This is a genomic window from Flavonifractor sp. An91, from assembly GCF_002159225.1.
In the GTDB taxonomy this organism is placed as follows: Bacteria; Bacillota; Clostridia; order Oscillospirales; family Oscillospiraceae; genus Flavonifractor; species Flavonifractor avicola.
This window is the reverse complement of record NZ_NFHA01000001.1, coordinates 303,579-317,090: the sequence shown is the minus strand read 5'-3', so window position 1 is coordinate 317,090 and position 13,512 is coordinate 303,579. Positions and strand designations below refer to the sequence as shown.

Here is a 13,512-nt window from a genome sequence, read left to right as displayed (position 1 = left end):
AAAGTCTGGAAAAGCGCACAACCGCCCCTATTCCAATTCGTTGCTCCGCTGCCTCTGCGGTTCCGCCTCTCTCGGCTTTTCCAGCAAGGCTTCCACATTCTGGCGAAGGGTGTCATACTCCCGCTCCTCCCGCTGGGCTTTTCGATATTCCGATTGCAGTGCGATCCTTCTGGCGGTGAGTTCATCCATTTCGGCACGGAGCCGCTGGGCGGCGGGCAGGGGTACAGCGTTCAACCGTTTCAGTTCCCTTGCTGCCGCCTCGAACAGGATGATCTCACTCTCATGTCCCCGGAGAAATTTCTCCTTGTCCCTGGACTGGCGGTATTGGTCATACAGGGGACGGAGCTGGCGATAGGTGGCGGCGTGCTTCATGGTGAGGGTCAGCCGCTCCATTTCCTTTTCAGTGGCCCGGAGATCCGCCTTTACTCTGTCGGTGGCGGCCGCTGCCCCATCGCACCGCTCGGACAGTTCCTCTAAACTTCCAATGCCATGCTCCGTCAGGAAGTTCAGCGTTTCCGCCGCCCGCTTCAAGTTCTCGATGGTTGCCCAATGCTTGTAACCGGCGCTCTGTTGGGCCTTGATATTGTTCTGGATGTCGATGAGCAGGCTGGGCTTCCCGGTGCGCTGCTTCGGCTGGCGGGAGGGGCTGGGCCTGCCGGCGATCCGGGCGGTCAGGGCCTCCTCTGCGTAGTCGGCGCCCAGGGCCTTCAATCGGGTGAACCGCTCCTGGCCCGGTGCCCTGGCGGAGATGTACTTGCCCCGTTTCAGTTCGTACCCTTCCCGCTGAAGGCGGCGGAGCAGGTCCTCCAGGCCGGCGCAGCCGGGCAGGAGCCGGTCGATGGCGGAGCGCAGCTTCGCCTTGTAGCTGGTGCCGTTCTGTTCCGCCTGGTGTTCGATGTAGCTCTTGCCCTTGTCCCGGCCTGGGACGATGACGGACAGGCCATGCTCCTTGCAGATTCGGTCGCTGGTGCGGCGGATCTCATGGTAGCTCCGCTTATTGGAGTGGTAGTGCCGGTGATCCTGGAAACTGACCGCATTGAAAATCAGGTGGTTATGGACGTGATCCCTGTCTATGTGGGTGGTGAGGACAAACTCATATTTTCCCCCCAGGACCTCCCGCGCCAGCTCCATGCCGATCCGGTGGGCCTCCTCCGGCGTGACCTCCCCAGGCTCAAACGCCTGGATGAGGTGCCGGCCCAGGTTCGTGCCCTTGTCGATGGCATGGCGGCGGGTCCATGCAAATTCAATATCGGCGGTCTCCACGGTGCAGCCGAAGGAGGACACCAGCAGCTTCCCGTCCGTCTTGTCTGGATTGCAGATATAGTCGATGGCCGCTTTCAGCATTGACTTAATAGGATGCGTCTTTGTAACTGCCATATCTGCTCCAATCTCTCCAGGATCTCCTCCATATCGGCTTGATAGGTTGGACCGCCGGCGTTCACCCGCCTGGCGATTTGATTGATGTTCCGGCCGATGGAGCCCAGGGCCTTTGTCATCTCCTTGATGTCGGTGGTGTCCACCTGAATGATGTATCCGTCAATCGCCATCTTCCGCAGATATGCCTCATACCGCTTTGTGGGGAGCTGCGCCATCTTCTCGTCAATGAGCCGCTTCTCCTCCTCCGTCACCCAGAACTTCATCTGGATGTTCCGCTTTCTGTTTACCATTCCGCTTCGCCTCCGTTTCTCATAAGGGTCTGGGATTATCCCAGCAAGCAATTTTGCGTTTAGGGGCAGGGGTCCCCCTAAACACAAAATTCGCAAGCGGGTACTCGCTTGCTGTGCTTGCTACCGTAACCCTTCCCTCGTATTTACCCTCTACTAATACTACAATTCGGAGACCGCATTTTGGCCATATCTTGACTGGAGAGCAAAAAAGTTGTATCATGGTTAGCATAAACTAACCAACTCGCTAAAGTGGGTGTTGATATGATAAAAGATAACAATTTTCTCGATAAATTATATAGCGAAATGATTGCAAATTCTCCGAGGACTTGCTCTATGAACGTGCCATCAGAAATGGGGACGGGGAGGATTACTCAAACAACGACAAAGCAAGGAGTCGTACTTTCTGACTGGCAAATGTGCTATTCATCTGATGTGAATGTGCAAGGTAGTAATAATGAAACATTTCTTCATATTATTTTTTGCTTAAATGACGGCATTTCGTGGAACTTAATGAAGGGTGAACATGCTGTTAGTATATAGCTGTGCCAGTGCGTCACAGTTTACAATATCCGGCACAGACTCGCCAGATTCCCATTTTGCCACAGCTTGACGGGAAACGCCAATCTGCTCGGCCACATCTTCTTGGGAGTATTTATTAAGCTGCCGCAATGTGGTTAAATTGCGGGCAATATTACTTTTCAGCGTTTTCATACTTTTCACACCTCCTTAGACCATTATAACCTTGGGCTTCTAGAAGTTCCACCAACCACTGCAAACAAAAAATGTTATGTTCAGTTGCAAAAGCCTATTATCGTTTGGCTGCTATTTGCTGGCTTCGATGTTTCGTATTGGCCAACTCACCGAACCAACTGTTTTAGTTCAAACAGAAACGCAGAGGCAATTACTTGCGTGCGGCTTCTCTTGAGCTTTGAGATATCAACAGCAGATAAGTTCATGTAGTATGATCTCATCTACCTGCGCCTTTAATTCGTTCATCAGCCCTACCCAGCGCATGGGATCATGGGCTTTCAGTTCCTCAGTCACACCTGCCGCCTCCATCATACGGGGCAGCATGGCGTCCATCCGTTCCCGCGCCGCCCGGTCAATCTCCAACAGGTGCGGGTACAGCTTTTCGCTTAAAATCAAGCTGCTGTAAAGGCCGGGCCGGTGTTCCTTCAGATAGCGTTGTCGCATAGCCCTGCAGGCGGCCCTCAACGGAGGGCCGCTCATCACTCGTCGTCCTCGCCGCGCTCCCGGCGTGCATAGGAGAGCTGGTGCTGGTATCGCGCGAGGCGCGTCCCGACCGGGAATCTTTTTTTGGCGTTCCAGGTTCCTTCTCCGGTTGCCGCTCCCGTTCCGGCTGCTCCTTCTGGGGGGCCTCCGGCTGCTGGTACATCATCTTCTGGAACACCAAGTTGGCCCGTTCCACCTCTGTGGCCGGCATGACAACATCTACCATGCTTTGGTGGTCATTGGGATCTCTGGAGTTTTGGATGGCCGCATAGAGCAATTTCGGTTCCCGCGCCTTGTGCCTGAACTCCCGGTATTCCTCCTGCGTCATGGGGAATACCCGCAGATCCCGTGTCTGCTGCAGCATTTTGCCCATGCGGACCTTGCCGCTGATCTTCTTGTGGTTTTTTGCTAAGGCCAGCGACATGGCCAGCAGGTTCTTGGCTGCCGAACCGCCCAGCCGGACGGCCACCTCTCCGCCGGAGAGCAGCATGCGGACCAGCTGGTCCGCAGCCTCACCGCCTCCGATATTCATCTCGTTCCACCTCCTTTGCCTTGGCCTCGGCCACATGGATGTCGTGTTCCATCTGGGGCCGGTTCCGTTCAATGGTTTCGCACAGGGAAATCTCCTTCCGTGCCTGCCGGATCTCACGGTTGACGTCCGCCAACTGCCGGTACAACTCCGCCTTTTCCGCCATGAGCTGCTCCCTATGGATCCCACACTGCTCCAGCGCGGAGACGGCGTCCATGTAGCGGGCGAAGGGTTCCTCCATGCCGGGCATGCCGGACTCATAGCAGTCCTTTGCCGGGGCGAGGGCCTCCGCGTCGGAGAGGGCGTCGTAGAGTGCCCGCCGTTTCTTCTTCCGCACGTTGAGGATGGTGCGCTGCTTGTTGAGGCTGGCCAGCGTTTCCTCTGCGCGGGCGCGGACGGCCTGCAGGTCCTCTGCCGTGGAGACGCCATGCGCCCGCAGGAAGGCGAATTGTTCCTTGTAGCTCTCAAACTTCATGATCTCCCGCCTGAGATGGGGCGTCATCTTCGGCGGGTACTGCCGCTGCCCGGCCTTGCCCAGCAGATAGAGGTAGTGGACGTACAGGGCCATAAATCCGGTGTACTTCTGGGGGTGGCGCCTGCGGTACGGCTCATACCGGGGCCGGTAGATGATGGCAGGGCGCGTGCCCGCCTCGATGGCGGTGAGGTTCCCCTCGATAGCGGCGCGGATGCCGTCCTCGGTGAACAGCGGGTTTTTTCGGCCCGGTACCATGAACCGATCTTGGCCCCGTAGGCGGAAACTGAGACGGGTGCCATGCTTTATCTCATACCCCTTGTGCTCCATGATGAGGAAGAAGTGGCCGATGTCGTTGGCGTCCTCTATGGCCTCCCGCAGATCCGCCTCCAGCATTGCCCGGAAGGTGGGCTGGCCCCTGCTCTGCCGCAGCCACTCAATGTAGCTGACGGCCTTATCTGCTTTTCCCTCCATGATGACGGACAGGCCATGTTCCCGGCACAGCCGGTCTGAGATGGCGCGAATCTGGCTGTAGTAACTGCGGGCATTGCTGTGGTACTTCTCGCCGGTATCCGCATTCACGGAATTGAAGATGGTATGGGCATGGATGTGCTCCTTGTCCACATGGACGCCGATGACCGCCTGGTAGCCGGGCAGATGCTCTGCCGCGAACTCCCTGGCGATCTCCAGCGCCAGCTCCGGGGTGACCTCGCCGGGCTTGAAGGACTGGATGATGTGATAATACTGGACGCCGTCTGTTTTGCCCATTGCACGTTTCGTATCCAGCATCTGCCTGCATGCGTGGCCGGGATCGCAATTCAGATAGGCTGTAAGAATCTGTTCGTTAGTCTTATCGCCATTGAGCACATAGTGGATGCCGACATCCAGACGACCTTTCCTGGCAAGAACTTTTGTAACAGCCATTTACTTTTTCGCCACTTGGTACATGAGTTCATAGACACGATCCAGCATATACAGCCCGTGTTTGGCATCGTCCGGTTTGGCAATTCCAGCATTGACACTGCGGGCGATTTGATTGATATTGTTGCCGATATGATGGATCTCCGTGCGGAGGGCTTTGATCTCCTGAGAAGGGAGCGCGCGAACCTCCGCCCCCAGAATGAGGCGCCGGAGGTAGGCGGTTTTGGAAAGGCCGCAACATCGGGCGCTGTTCTCCAGCAGCGTTTTTTCCTCTTGGGACAGCCGTAGGCAAATCTCGTATTTCTTCTGCATGCTCACTCCTTCCACGGCTCACAGCCGGCAATTTTCCGCCTGCAGGCGGCATTGGGGCCAGGGGGATCCCCCCTGCAAGCGCGCAAAAGATATCTTTGCGCTATGCTTGCGCCATCGCCGCCGAAGGCGGCGGTGGCCTCGCCGCGCAGGGCGCGGCCATTTTCAAGCGGTAGGTGGATTTCAATTCCCTCTCCTGCGGAAAAGAAAAATGCTCACCGCTCATGGGCCTTGAAGTCCAGGTTATCCCGCGGGACGCCGGCCAGATCCAGTTCGCGCTTGTCCCGCACATACGCCGCATAGCGGGCGTAGGTGTAACCTTCGCTGTCAACGAGGATGCCGTCCTGCCGCCTGCGGGCGGTGACCAGCAGGCAGCGGAAGCGGCCGAACTTCTCGCTGTACCCGGTGAGCTGGGTCCTTGCGGCGATGAAAGGGGCCTCGGCCAGCAGGTCCGCTTGAAAGCGGCGGTATTTGGATTCCGGCAGGATGATCTCCCGCACCACCGTAAAAGGCGCGGTCTTGATGATCGGGGTGTCGTTTTGCAAATCAGCAACAGAAGCCGCCTTTCTGAAAAATCGTGCTTGCTGCTCTTTTGCTATGGTGCAGACCTCCCTTCAATGGCAGGGCGTGTCATTGGACGTCCTTGCCGTCCACGGTTGAAAAGCAAGGGCGTGTCATTGGACGTCCTCCAGCGCCTGGCGGATCCGGCCTCTGGCCAGTGCGGCATAGGCGTCCGTGACTTCGATGCCGATGGCGGAGTAGCCCTCCAGCACAGCGGCCAGCACCGTGGTGCCGCTGCCGGCAAAGGGGTCCAGGATCCGTCCGCCCGGCTCGGTGATCTTCACGATGTCCCGCATAAGTTGCAGGGGCTTTTCCGTCAGGTGGATGCGGTTCTGGGGGTTGCCGTACTTGAACACGCCGGGCAGGCAGGGCACAGGCCGGCTGATGGGCATGTCCCCGTTGGATCCCCAGACGATGTACTCCGCCTGCTGGCGGAAGCGTCCCTTCTGGGGCCGGCTGTTGCCCTTGTCCCAGACGGCGGTGCCGCGCCAGATCCAGCCAGCCCACTGGAGGGCGTCCGTAGCTGCGGGAAGCTGCCGCCAGTCGATGAACATACACACCGGGGCGCCGGGCTTACAGATTTTTCTGGCGTCGTACAGCCACTCCGCCGCCCAGCGCGTCCATGACCGCTGGTCCTTGGCGTCCCCGTCAAAGGGCGGCGGAGCATGGTCGCCCATGTTGGAGTATTTCTTGGCCGTGGACTTGTTCTTTTCCGCCTGGGTGCGCCCGCCGGATGCGTAGGGCGGGTCTGTGATCACCGCGTCGAAGGTCCCAGGCGCAAAGCCGGACAGCACCTTCAGCGCGTCGCCTTGGATGATTTCCCACTGGGGGTTATCGCTCATAGGCAGGTTTCTCCTTCTTCTTATTCTTTTTGGGTGTTTGCAGTACAGGTTCCTGATATTCTTCCAAATGCACTGTTCCGTCTTTTTCCGTTATGATTGCAGGCCGGTGGACCCGCTGGCCGAGATCCAGCAGTGTTCCTTCGATGGCATCCGCTACTTCGCCTATATAATGCATATCCCAGGGAAATTCATCTTCCGTCTTGTTGAGGAAGGTGAGGATCGTTTGGTAAACGGCATTGTCAATCGCATCTAACTGCTCGATCTGCCTGCCTGATAATTCGATCTCCAGTTCTTCTGGCGGAATGTTGTCCACCATCACATCATCGCTCCTTCCCTTGCTTGGTTCGCCGGCGCGGGGGCTTTCCCAGCTCCTTTTGGTCTGTCAGGACAGGGATCCCCAGCCTCTCGGCGTGGTTGATCTCCGCCCACATGCCCTCCGTCCAGACGGGGCCGTAGACGTTGACCTGCTGGCAGGACTCCACCAACCGCAGGCCCATCTCCCGTGCCGCCTGATCCTGTGCCGGGTTTTCCGGGTCGGCAATGGGCGGAAACATCAAATGGGGGCAGATGGGCACGTTGCCCTCCACGAACACCTCCCGGGCTCTATCTCTGGCAAAGGCGATATTTTTCTCTACCTCGCCACGGAGCGGGGCGCAGATGTAGACGAGTCTTGGGCCATCCTGCCGGCGCTCCGTCACACGATCCCGGAACACTCCCAGGTACTCGCTCACAGCCTGCCGCATGGCGGAATAGTCCGCCGCGGATGGGCGGAAGGCGTACCACTCCGCTTTCCCGCTATCTTCCCAGATATGCGGCGCTACGCCATTACGGAAGTTGGGGTTGCCTGGCACCTGCTTGACGCCGAGGATATCCTTCAGCCGGAGGCGGAGCTTATCTACTACGCCGTCTGTGCGGTTCAGCACCGTAACGCTGATGACGTCATAGTGGTCCGCGTGGCCTGATGTCACAAACTGCACACGGGCACGGAGATCCTTTCCCAGCGTTCCCAAACAGGCCCGGCCTGTAAACTTGGGGCTGCCGATCACCGTGCCGTCTGCAAACAGTTTCCGAAGTTCCTGTTCGTAAAATGTCATCTCGCCGGCCCATCCTTGGTGCGTTTTGTTTTGGGTGGGTCCTCATGGTACTCATAGGTGCTTTTATCCGCAGAGAGATAGAGGTCAAAGTCTGCAAGGTCGATCCCCATGATATCCGACGCCAGTTCATACGCCTCTCTGGATCCGGGTTCCGGGATGCTTGCATCGATCATTTCTCCGTTTTTGTATACAGCCTCTCCCACATTGCTCCCGATGTCCTCGTCTGCCCAGCAGTAGGAGATAGTCTGATCCGGGTACTTTCTCGAAAGGGCCTCCAAAATTGTCGGGACGCTGCTCCAGGCAGTAAAGAACTCCAGGGTATCATCATCCTTACCCAGTTCCACACAGGAATACGCATTCCATTTGGTTCCCCAATTTTTATTACACCACTCGTACCAGGTGGGGGAACCGTACTGCTGAATATTCTCATACGCCTGTTTCCCAAGCGCCCATTCCTCCGGATGTTCTTTTTGGAAAGCTTCCGCGCCGGCTTTGTCACCAGTTATAAACCGGCGATATGCGTCAAGGCCGTTGGTTGTCTTGGTTCCGGATTCAATGTCTAAGGCTTTTGGCATAGGGATGAGTTTGTTAAAATCGATGCTCCCGTAAACACCATCCTTCTGGCGCAGATCCCGCAGCATTTGATGGAAAGCGGCGACCTGCTCCGGCTGATCTCCAAATGAGATCAAATTTGTGATATGATTTGGCATGAAACCTCCCTTCACCGCTATGCGGCGTTTTTCCATAGGCTGAGTTGTTCATCTTCACGCCGAAAACCTGCGTCAATTTCCGAAAATGTCGTGGTCCGGTTAAACTTCTCAGTGACCTTTCCCGGCAGGGCCTGCAGTTCCAGCATCCTGGCCCACAGATCCGGGTGGTGGTCATAGAGATGGCGGAGTTCCCGTCGCCTGGCGTTGGGGCAGAAACAGCAGCCGCCCCTGTCGGTGAAGTCATAGACAGGAGAAAGCAGCCCCGCCTCCCGGCAGAGCTGCTTTGCGTCCTGTTCCGTATAGCCATACTTGTCCAACAGGGAAACACGGCGTCCGTCCAGCCGGAGCAGCCGCTCCTGCTCATCCCTGGCGATGCCGATGTATTGGACCGTGTCCGGCGGGAGGCTTTTCTGGTACCGTAAAATCGGTTTCAGTTTGCAGTCCCGCTGGACGGCGCATCGCCCACAGATGGGAAAGGAGCGGAGCAGGCCCTTTTTCGGCCCGCGGGTGATCCGCCCGGTGAACAGCCCCACATAGGTCTGCAGCCCACGAAGAATGCGGATCTTTACGCCCATGCGCTCCAGCGCGGGGATGGCCGTGCCATAGATGAAGTCCCGGTGTTCCGGCACCTCGCCGGAGATATGGCTGTCAAACATAACTTCGCAGTACACCGCCTCATCCAGCGGTTCCCCGTAGCGGAGCGCCAGCAGGATGGTGGCGATGCTGTCCTTACCAAAAGAACAGGATGCTATATATTTCAGCCGCCACCATCTCCGTGATCCAACTGCGCACACAGCTCCGCAAACTTTCCGGCCTGACCGGTCTGCTCCCACGGCAGGTTTGCCCTGGTAAAGTGGCCATAGTTGCAGGCGTCCGCAAAAATCGGCTGGTTCAACTGCAGGGTATGGATCATACCTGCGGGCGTGAGGTCAAAGAAACAGCGGACCGCCTGTTCCAGCAGTTTGTCCGAGTATGTACCGGTGAGGTGGGTATCCACGTCGACGGCCACCGGATCGGCCCGCCCGATTGCATAGGCCAGAGCGACTGTGCATTTCTCCGCGAGGCCGGCGGCCACAATATTCTTGGCGATGCAGCGGGCCATGTAGGCGCCGCTGCGGTCCACCTTGGTCCCATCCTTGCCGGACAGCGCGCCGCCGCCGTGGGGGGCCAGCCCTCCATAGGTGTCCACCATCAGTTTGCGGCCGGTCAGGCCGGTGTCCGCCTCGATCCCACCCAGTACAAAGCGGCCGGAGGGATTGATGAAAATCTCCGTGTCCTCATCCGCGGGGAAGATGCGGAGGGCTGGCTGGATGACGACTTCCAGCAGTTCCTCCCGCAGTTGGGACAGATCCTTATCCTCCGCATGCTGGCAGGAGAGGACGATGGCGGAGATCCGCCGGGGTGCGCCGAAGACATACTCCACAGACACCTGCGCCTTTCCGTCCGGCCGCAGGCCGCTGATCCTGCCCATCGTCCGCGCACAGGTAAGCAGGGCGGTCAGGCGGTGGGCCAGCACTACCGGCAGTGGCAGGAGATTTTCTGTTTCACTGCAGGCGTAGCCGTACATGATGCCCTGATCGCCGGCACCTGCTTGGCCGCTGTCTGCGACAGCGTCTGCAATGTCCGGGCTTTGGGGGTGGATGAGAACCTCCACATCAAAGTCCCTGCAGTTGTATCCGGCCCGGCGCACCGTGTCGCGCACGATGGAAGAGATATCCGGGATCGTCAGCGCGCTAATCTCGCCGGCCACCACAAATTTGCCCGACGTCGCCAGAACTTCACAGGCGACGCGGGCGTTGGGGTCGTGTTCCAGGCAGCAGTCCAGCACAGTATCCGCTATGGTGTCGCACAGCTTGTCCGGGTGGCCCGCTGTGACAGACTCCGCTGTCAAAATGGTCTTATCTTTCATGCTCATTCTTTCTCTCTTTCTTTTTGGGGAGCGGGAACAGCATCTCCCGGCTATACAGGGATTCATATTTTCGGAGCTGCTCCGGCGTCAAAGACACAAAGGTTTCCCCACCGAGGCCAGCCAGAAAAAAGGTGCCGCACACAACATCATAGGGATCTCCGTTTTCCAGCCGGAGGAGGCGATTCGGCTGCAGACCGGTAAACTTGCCGCTGCTGTTAAATACAAGCGCCACGGGATCCTCGTAGGGATATGTGGCCTCAATGTCCCCGCCGATAATCTCCTGCATGGCATGCAGGGTGTCCTGGATCTGCCGGGGATATGGCGGTTTCCCCGGCTCTACAACGAGGACTGTCAAAAGGTTATCGCTCATGGCGGCCCTTCTTCCTGCCTGGCTTTTCGCCGGAAAACAGGTCCACCTCCTGCATGCGCTCGAAGTGCCGGACCTGCCGTACCTCGTCATGCACATTCTTCAGCGCGGCCTCCAGTTCCGGCACCGGCAGGCCGTTTTGGCGGTATCCCTCCAGAATGCCGCCATAGTAGGCGGGAGAAGGGATAGTGGGATCCCGCCATAGTTCCCCTGTCATGATGTAGGCCATGACGACCACGTCTTTGCCGTCCCCGGTGCGGACCGTGATATTCTCTTTCTCATACAGGCGCGGGTATCCCTCATAGACGTCCAAGGATCGCTCACACTCCGGCGTCAGCTTCCACAGAAGGCCGTGGACCTGGCTGCCAGGCAAAGGCTCGATGGTAGCGACGCCGGTTCCGCGCCGGTTGCCGCGGAACAGCAGTTCATAGCCATCCAGCACCGCAGGTCCAACCACTTGAGCGGCGGGACAGCGGACAGCCATCTGCTCCAGATTGATATTGCTGCCATAGGCAAAATACAACCGTTCCGCCATATCAGTCCTCCAGAATCGTGAGGACACCTACTTTCGCCAACTGGGAGAACATCATGCGGGCCTGCTGCTCCACATCCCCCTCTGGCAGTGGGAAGTCCAGGCCGGTAGTACGCACCACATTGTTTCGCAGGAACCAGATGTAACTCTCCGTGTCAGGGAACTCCGTGGGGTCAAATACACGGGCGCGCAGCTGGTCCATGATCTCCGCCCCGGTACCGGACAGGATATCTTCTTCAATGCGGATCTTCATCTCGTCACCTCTCCATCTCTCGGTTCTTTTTCTTCTTTTTGTTGACTTCGTAACTGTCCTTGTCGTAGCGCCAGGCACGGTCACCATCTAAGTTGGCCAGCAGATGGTCGCGGGTGTTCTTAAACTCCGGCCCGTTGAGGCCCAGGCGCACCAGCCATACACGGAAAGTGAATAGTTCATTGTCGCTGTGGGTTTTCCGCATGACAGTGCTGCGCTGGGCTATGGCCTGGGCCGATATGGCGAGGCACAGGTTGATGTACGCCGCGGCACGGCCTGCATGGAGGGTGGAGTTGAAACAGCGCCACTCCACCGTGCCGCGATAGAACACCGAGTGCAGGTTTAAGGCATAATAGCGTGTCCAGTTGTAATGCTCTCCTGCGCTGACCTCCCCTTCATACCAAATGCTCTCCAACTGCGTCAGATCCTTGGTTTCCTCGGCAGAGAGGGTGCGGGCCTGCAGCAGCATGGGTTCCCGCACCTTTTGGCACCAACGGGCGGCACGGGCCTCATTCACCTGCAGGGCCTTGAACAAGATATCCTCCTTGGAGTACATGATGCTCAGAAGGTTTTTCAGGCTCTGGCGGTTGTGGTTGGCCGCGTCCACATGGATGTGCAGGCCGCAGGACTCATTGACTTTGGCGCCTGCACGGCGGCCCTGCCGCACACACTCCTGGAACTTGGGCAGCTCCGCATAGGCCAATTTGGGCGAAACCATCTCTACCTTATATTGCCTGTTATTTGTCTGTTCGTAGCCATGTAATGTCTTTCGCTCTGCATGGATGCTCCCGTCGCTCATCAGTTTCCACTCTTTGTTCTCTGTATCTTTGACGACCCATGCATCATAGGTACCGCCTTTGTACCGCGGCACCGTCCCGAAATAATCTGCCAGTGCCTGCGCGGCCTGTTCGCGGGTGATGCCCGTCATCTCTACTTCGACACCGAAGCACTGGTCCTTCAGTCCGGTCATGCTGCCGCCTCCTTCCGCAGTTCTTCATCCACAGCCCGGATCCGCCGGCCGATGGCCTCGATCATTGTGACCGTGACACTGTTTCCCGACTGCTTATAGGCTTGAGCGTCCGAGTTGATGGCGAGGATCCTGTCGATCTGCTCATCTTCGAACCCTTGCAGGCGCAGGCACTCCCTGGGCATGAGGCGGCGGATGCGTCCGCCGCGCTCCACGATGCCCTGCACACTGGCGGCATCATGGGCGACCCCGGCCCCGACCCGTCCGGCGCGTGTGGTACTGCCCGGATAGCCCAAGTCCACGCTGTCGCCGGGGGCCGCCGCCTGATAGCCTTTTTGGGTGGCTTCCTTGATCAGCAGCGCCCCGGAGCGTTCCGCCTTATGATTGGACAGCGTCGTCTGCCCATAGCGGGCAGTGATGCATCGGGATTGCTGCGTCCGTTTCGGATGCCCCGCACACAGATCCACAAAAGGCGCGTCCGGCGGCAGCAGGTATAACCCGGTTTTCACACCGAGACCGCCACCACCGGCTGTCTGGGTACAGGCTACTCCTTCTGGGTCATAGACCCGGTGTCCTTGCGCCCCGCCGATGAGTTGTATAAGAGCTTTTGCACCATTTCCGAAGACAGGTAATATTTTTCCGGCGCATCGGGGATCAAGATAGCAGATAAGGAACACCCTCCTCCTTGACTGCGGGACTCCAAAATGTTTGCTGTTAAGCACAGCCCATTCGACATGGTACCCCAGGTCAGAAAGCGCGGAGAGGATGGCCGCAAACGTCCGGCCGCCGTCATGGTTAAGCAGTCCTGGCACGTTCTCGAGCAGAAGATACGAAGGCCGTCTGGTTTCAGCCAGGCGGGCAATTTCAAAGAAGAGAGTACCTCTTGCATCGTCAAATCCTTTTCTGCGGCCAGCGAGAGAAAACGCCTGGCAGGGGAATCCCCCACATAAAAGGTCGAAGTCGGGCAGGTCGTTGGGGTCAATGGCTCGGGCGTCTGGATAGTATCGCTCCTCCTTCCTGATGTCGTGGATCGCGCGGTAACTGGCTTCGGCATATTTGTCGATCTCGCAGTGTCCGACGCACTGGAAGCCGCCGGCGCGGGTCAGCCCCGCCCGAAAGCCGCCGATCCCGGCGAACATATCAAAATAT

The 13,512-nt window shown here is 58.1% G+C and carries 18 protein-coding genes and 1 pseudogene; all 19 read right to left on the bottom strand.

Annotated elements, in window-relative coordinates; genetic code table 11:
- Positions 1-27: 27 nt before the first annotated feature.
- The 19 genes and pseudogenes from B5G42_RS01595 to dcm all read right to left on the bottom strand — a co-directional run bounded on the left by B5G42_RS01595 (position 28) and on the right by dcm (position 13,502).
- Positions 28-1,377 carry a relaxase/mobilization nuclease domain-containing protein gene (locus tag B5G42_RS01595; protein WP_087266017.1) on the bottom strand — a complete coding sequence of 450 codons (1,350 nt, stop codon included), beginning with the start codon at positions 1,375-1,377 and terminating at the stop codon, positions 28-30.
- Positions 1,338-1,667 carry a plasmid mobilization protein gene (gene mobC, locus B5G42_RS01590; protein WP_087266015.1) on the bottom strand — a complete coding sequence of 110 codons (330 nt, stop codon included), beginning with the start codon at positions 1,665-1,667 and terminating at the stop codon, positions 1,338-1,340. Before mobC (B5G42_RS01590) ends, B5G42_RS01595 begins: the two co-directional genes overlap by 40 nt.
- Before the next feature lie 507 nt (positions 1,668-2,174).
- Positions 2,175-2,378, bottom strand: a complete 204-nt coding sequence (locus tag B5G42_RS01580; protein WP_206406152.1) for a helix-turn-helix domain-containing protein — start codon at positions 2,376-2,378, stop codon at positions 2,175-2,177.
- Positions 2,379-2,603: 225 nt separating this feature from the next.
- Positions 2,604-2,861 (bottom strand): annotated as a pseudogene (locus tag B5G42_RS01575) (TnpV protein); the annotation flags it as partial.
- Positions 2,770-3,432 carry a DUF3801 domain-containing protein gene (locus tag B5G42_RS01570; RefSeq protein ID WP_140399767.1) on the bottom strand — a complete coding sequence of 221 codons (663 nt, stop codon included), beginning with the start codon at positions 3,430-3,432 and terminating at the stop codon, positions 2,770-2,772. The gene B5G42_RS01570 and the pseudogene B5G42_RS01575, both read right to left, overlap by 92 nt.
- The gene (locus B5G42_RS01565; RefSeq protein WP_087266009.1) at positions 3,413-4,825 is read right to left on the bottom strand and encodes a relaxase/mobilization nuclease domain-containing protein; all 1,413 of its coding nucleotides are present in this window, start codon (positions 4,823-4,825) and stop codon (positions 3,413-3,415) included. The genes B5G42_RS01570 and B5G42_RS01565 overlap by 20 nt, the downstream gene beginning before the upstream one ends.
- Positions 4,826-5,134: a plasmid mobilization protein gene (mobC, locus tag B5G42_RS01560; RefSeq protein ID WP_009258923.1), complete on the bottom strand. Its 309-nt coding sequence runs from the start codon at positions 5,132-5,134 to the stop codon at positions 4,826-4,828.
- Between the two features lie 212 nt (positions 5,135-5,346).
- On the bottom strand, positions 5,347-5,676 hold the full coding sequence (locus B5G42_RS01555) for a DUF6329 domain-containing protein (protein ID WP_087266007.1): 330 nt from the start codon (positions 5,674-5,676) through the stop codon (positions 5,347-5,349).
- A gap of 129 nt (positions 5,677-5,805) precedes the next feature.
- Positions 5,806-6,534 carry a DNA-methyltransferase gene (locus B5G42_RS01550; RefSeq protein ID WP_087266005.1) on the bottom strand — a complete coding sequence of 243 codons (729 nt, stop codon included), beginning with the start codon at positions 6,532-6,534 and terminating at the stop codon, positions 5,806-5,808.
- Positions 6,524-6,850, bottom strand: a complete 327-nt coding sequence (locus tag B5G42_RS01545) for a hypothetical protein (RefSeq protein ID WP_087266003.1) — start codon at positions 6,848-6,850, stop codon at positions 6,524-6,526. Before B5G42_RS01545 ends, B5G42_RS01550 begins: the two co-directional genes overlap by 11 nt.
- Before the next feature lie 4 nt (positions 6,851-6,854).
- Positions 6,855-7,628 (bottom strand): DUF4406 domain-containing protein, encoded by a 774-nt coding sequence (locus B5G42_RS01540; protein WP_087266001.1) that lies wholly within the window; start codon positions 7,626-7,628, stop codon positions 6,855-6,857.
- Positions 7,625-8,374: a hypothetical protein gene (locus tag B5G42_RS01535; RefSeq protein WP_162611025.1), complete on the bottom strand. Its 750-nt coding sequence runs from the start codon at positions 8,372-8,374 to the stop codon at positions 7,625-7,627. The genes B5G42_RS01540 and B5G42_RS01535 overlap by 4 nt, the downstream gene beginning before the upstream one ends.
- Positions 8,356-9,099 carry a phosphoadenosine phosphosulfate reductase gene (locus B5G42_RS01530; RefSeq protein WP_087266084.1) on the bottom strand — a complete coding sequence of 248 codons (744 nt, stop codon included), beginning with the start codon at positions 9,097-9,099 and terminating at the stop codon, positions 8,356-8,358. The genes B5G42_RS01535 and B5G42_RS01530 overlap by 19 nt, the downstream gene beginning before the upstream one ends.
- Positions 9,096-10,247, bottom strand: coding sequence for a methionine adenosyltransferase (metK, locus tag B5G42_RS01525; RefSeq protein WP_087265998.1), 1,152 nt, complete (start codon positions 10,245-10,247; stop codon positions 9,096-9,098). The genes B5G42_RS01530 and metK overlap by 4 nt, the downstream gene beginning before the upstream one ends.
- Positions 10,237-10,617: a DUF3846 domain-containing protein gene (locus B5G42_RS01520; RefSeq protein WP_087265996.1), complete on the bottom strand. Its 381-nt coding sequence runs from the start codon at positions 10,615-10,617 to the stop codon at positions 10,237-10,239. Before B5G42_RS01520 ends, metK begins: the two co-directional genes overlap by 11 nt.
- Positions 10,607-11,149 (bottom strand): gamma-glutamylcyclotransferase family protein, encoded by a 543-nt coding sequence (locus tag B5G42_RS01515; RefSeq protein WP_087265994.1) that lies wholly within the window; start codon positions 11,147-11,149, stop codon positions 10,607-10,609. The genes B5G42_RS01520 and B5G42_RS01515 overlap by 11 nt, the downstream gene beginning before the upstream one ends.
- Before the next feature lies 1 nt (position 11,150).
- A complete protein-coding gene (locus B5G42_RS01510) occupies positions 11,151-11,399 on the bottom strand; it encodes a hypothetical protein (protein WP_087265992.1) in 249 nt (82 codons plus the stop codon).
- Positions 11,400-11,403: 4 nt separating this feature from the next.
- Positions 11,404-12,366, bottom strand: coding sequence for an amidoligase family protein (locus B5G42_RS01505; protein WP_087265991.1), 963 nt, complete (start codon positions 12,364-12,366; stop codon positions 11,404-11,406).
- Entirely contained in the window at positions 12,363-13,502 is a 1,140-nt protein-coding gene (gene dcm, locus B5G42_RS01500; protein ID WP_087265989.1) for a DNA (cytosine-5-)-methyltransferase, read from the bottom strand. Before dcm ends, B5G42_RS01505 begins: the two co-directional genes overlap by 4 nt.
- Between the last annotated feature and the right edge of the window lie 10 nt (positions 13,503-13,512).

Bases quoted from the DNA above. Each gene is read 5' to 3' on its own strand.
- B5G42_RS01505 (WP_087265991.1), bottom strand. From the start codon at position 12,366: ATGACCGGACTGAAGGACCAGTGCTTCGGTGTCGAAGTAGAGATGACG.
- B5G42_RS01580 (WP_206406152.1), bottom strand. From the start codon at position 2,378: ATGAAAACGCTGAAAAGTAATATTGCCCGCAATTTAACCACATTGCGG.
- B5G42_RS01520 (WP_087265996.1), bottom strand. From the start codon at position 10,617: ATGAGCGATAACCTTTTGACAGTCCTCGTTGTAGAGCCGGGGAAACCG.
- B5G42_RS01535 (WP_162611025.1), bottom strand. From the start codon at position 8,374: ATGGAAAAACGCCGCATAGCGGTGAAGGGAGGTTTCATGCCAAATCAT.
- B5G42_RS01570 (WP_140399767.1), bottom strand. From the start codon at position 3,432: ATGAATATCGGAGGCGGTGAGGCTGCGGACCAGCTGGTCCGCATGCTG.
- metK (WP_087265998.1), bottom strand. From the start codon at position 10,247: ATGAAAGATAAGACCATTTTGACAGCGGAGTCTGTCACAGCGGGCCAC.
- B5G42_RS01540 (WP_087266001.1), bottom strand. From the start codon at position 7,628: ATGACATTTTACGAACAGGAACTTCGGAAACTGTTTGCAGACGGCACG.
- B5G42_RS01595 (WP_087266017.1), bottom strand. From the start codon at position 1,377: ATGGCAGTTACAAAGACGCATCCTATTAAGTCAATGCTGAAAGCGGCC.
- B5G42_RS01515 (WP_087265994.1), bottom strand. From the start codon at position 11,149: ATGGCGGAACGGTTGTATTTTGCCTATGGCAGCAATATCAATCTGGAG.
- mobC (WP_009258923.1), bottom strand. From the start codon at position 5,134: ATGCAGAAGAAATACGAGATTTGCCTACGGCTGTCCCAAGAGGAAAAA.
- B5G42_RS01510 (WP_087265992.1), bottom strand. From the start codon at position 11,399: ATGAAGATCCGCATTGAAGAAGATATCCTGTCCGGTACCGGGGCGGAG.
- mobC (WP_087266015.1), bottom strand. From the start codon at position 1,667: ATGGTAAACAGAAAGCGGAACATCCAGATGAAGTTCTGGGTGACGGAG.
- B5G42_RS01565 (WP_087266009.1), bottom strand. From the start codon at position 4,825: ATGGCTGTTACAAAAGTTCTTGCCAGGAAAGGTCGTCTGGATGTCGGC.
- dcm (WP_087265989.1), bottom strand. From the start codon at position 13,502: ATGTTCGCCGGGATCGGCGGCTTTCGGGCGGGGCTGACCCGCGCCGGC.
- B5G42_RS01550 (WP_087266005.1), bottom strand. From the start codon at position 6,534: ATGAGCGATAACCCCCAGTGGGAAATCATCCAAGGCGACGCGCTGAAG.
- B5G42_RS01545 (WP_087266003.1), bottom strand. From the start codon at position 6,850: ATGGTGGACAACATTCCGCCAGAAGAACTGGAGATCGAATTATCAGGC.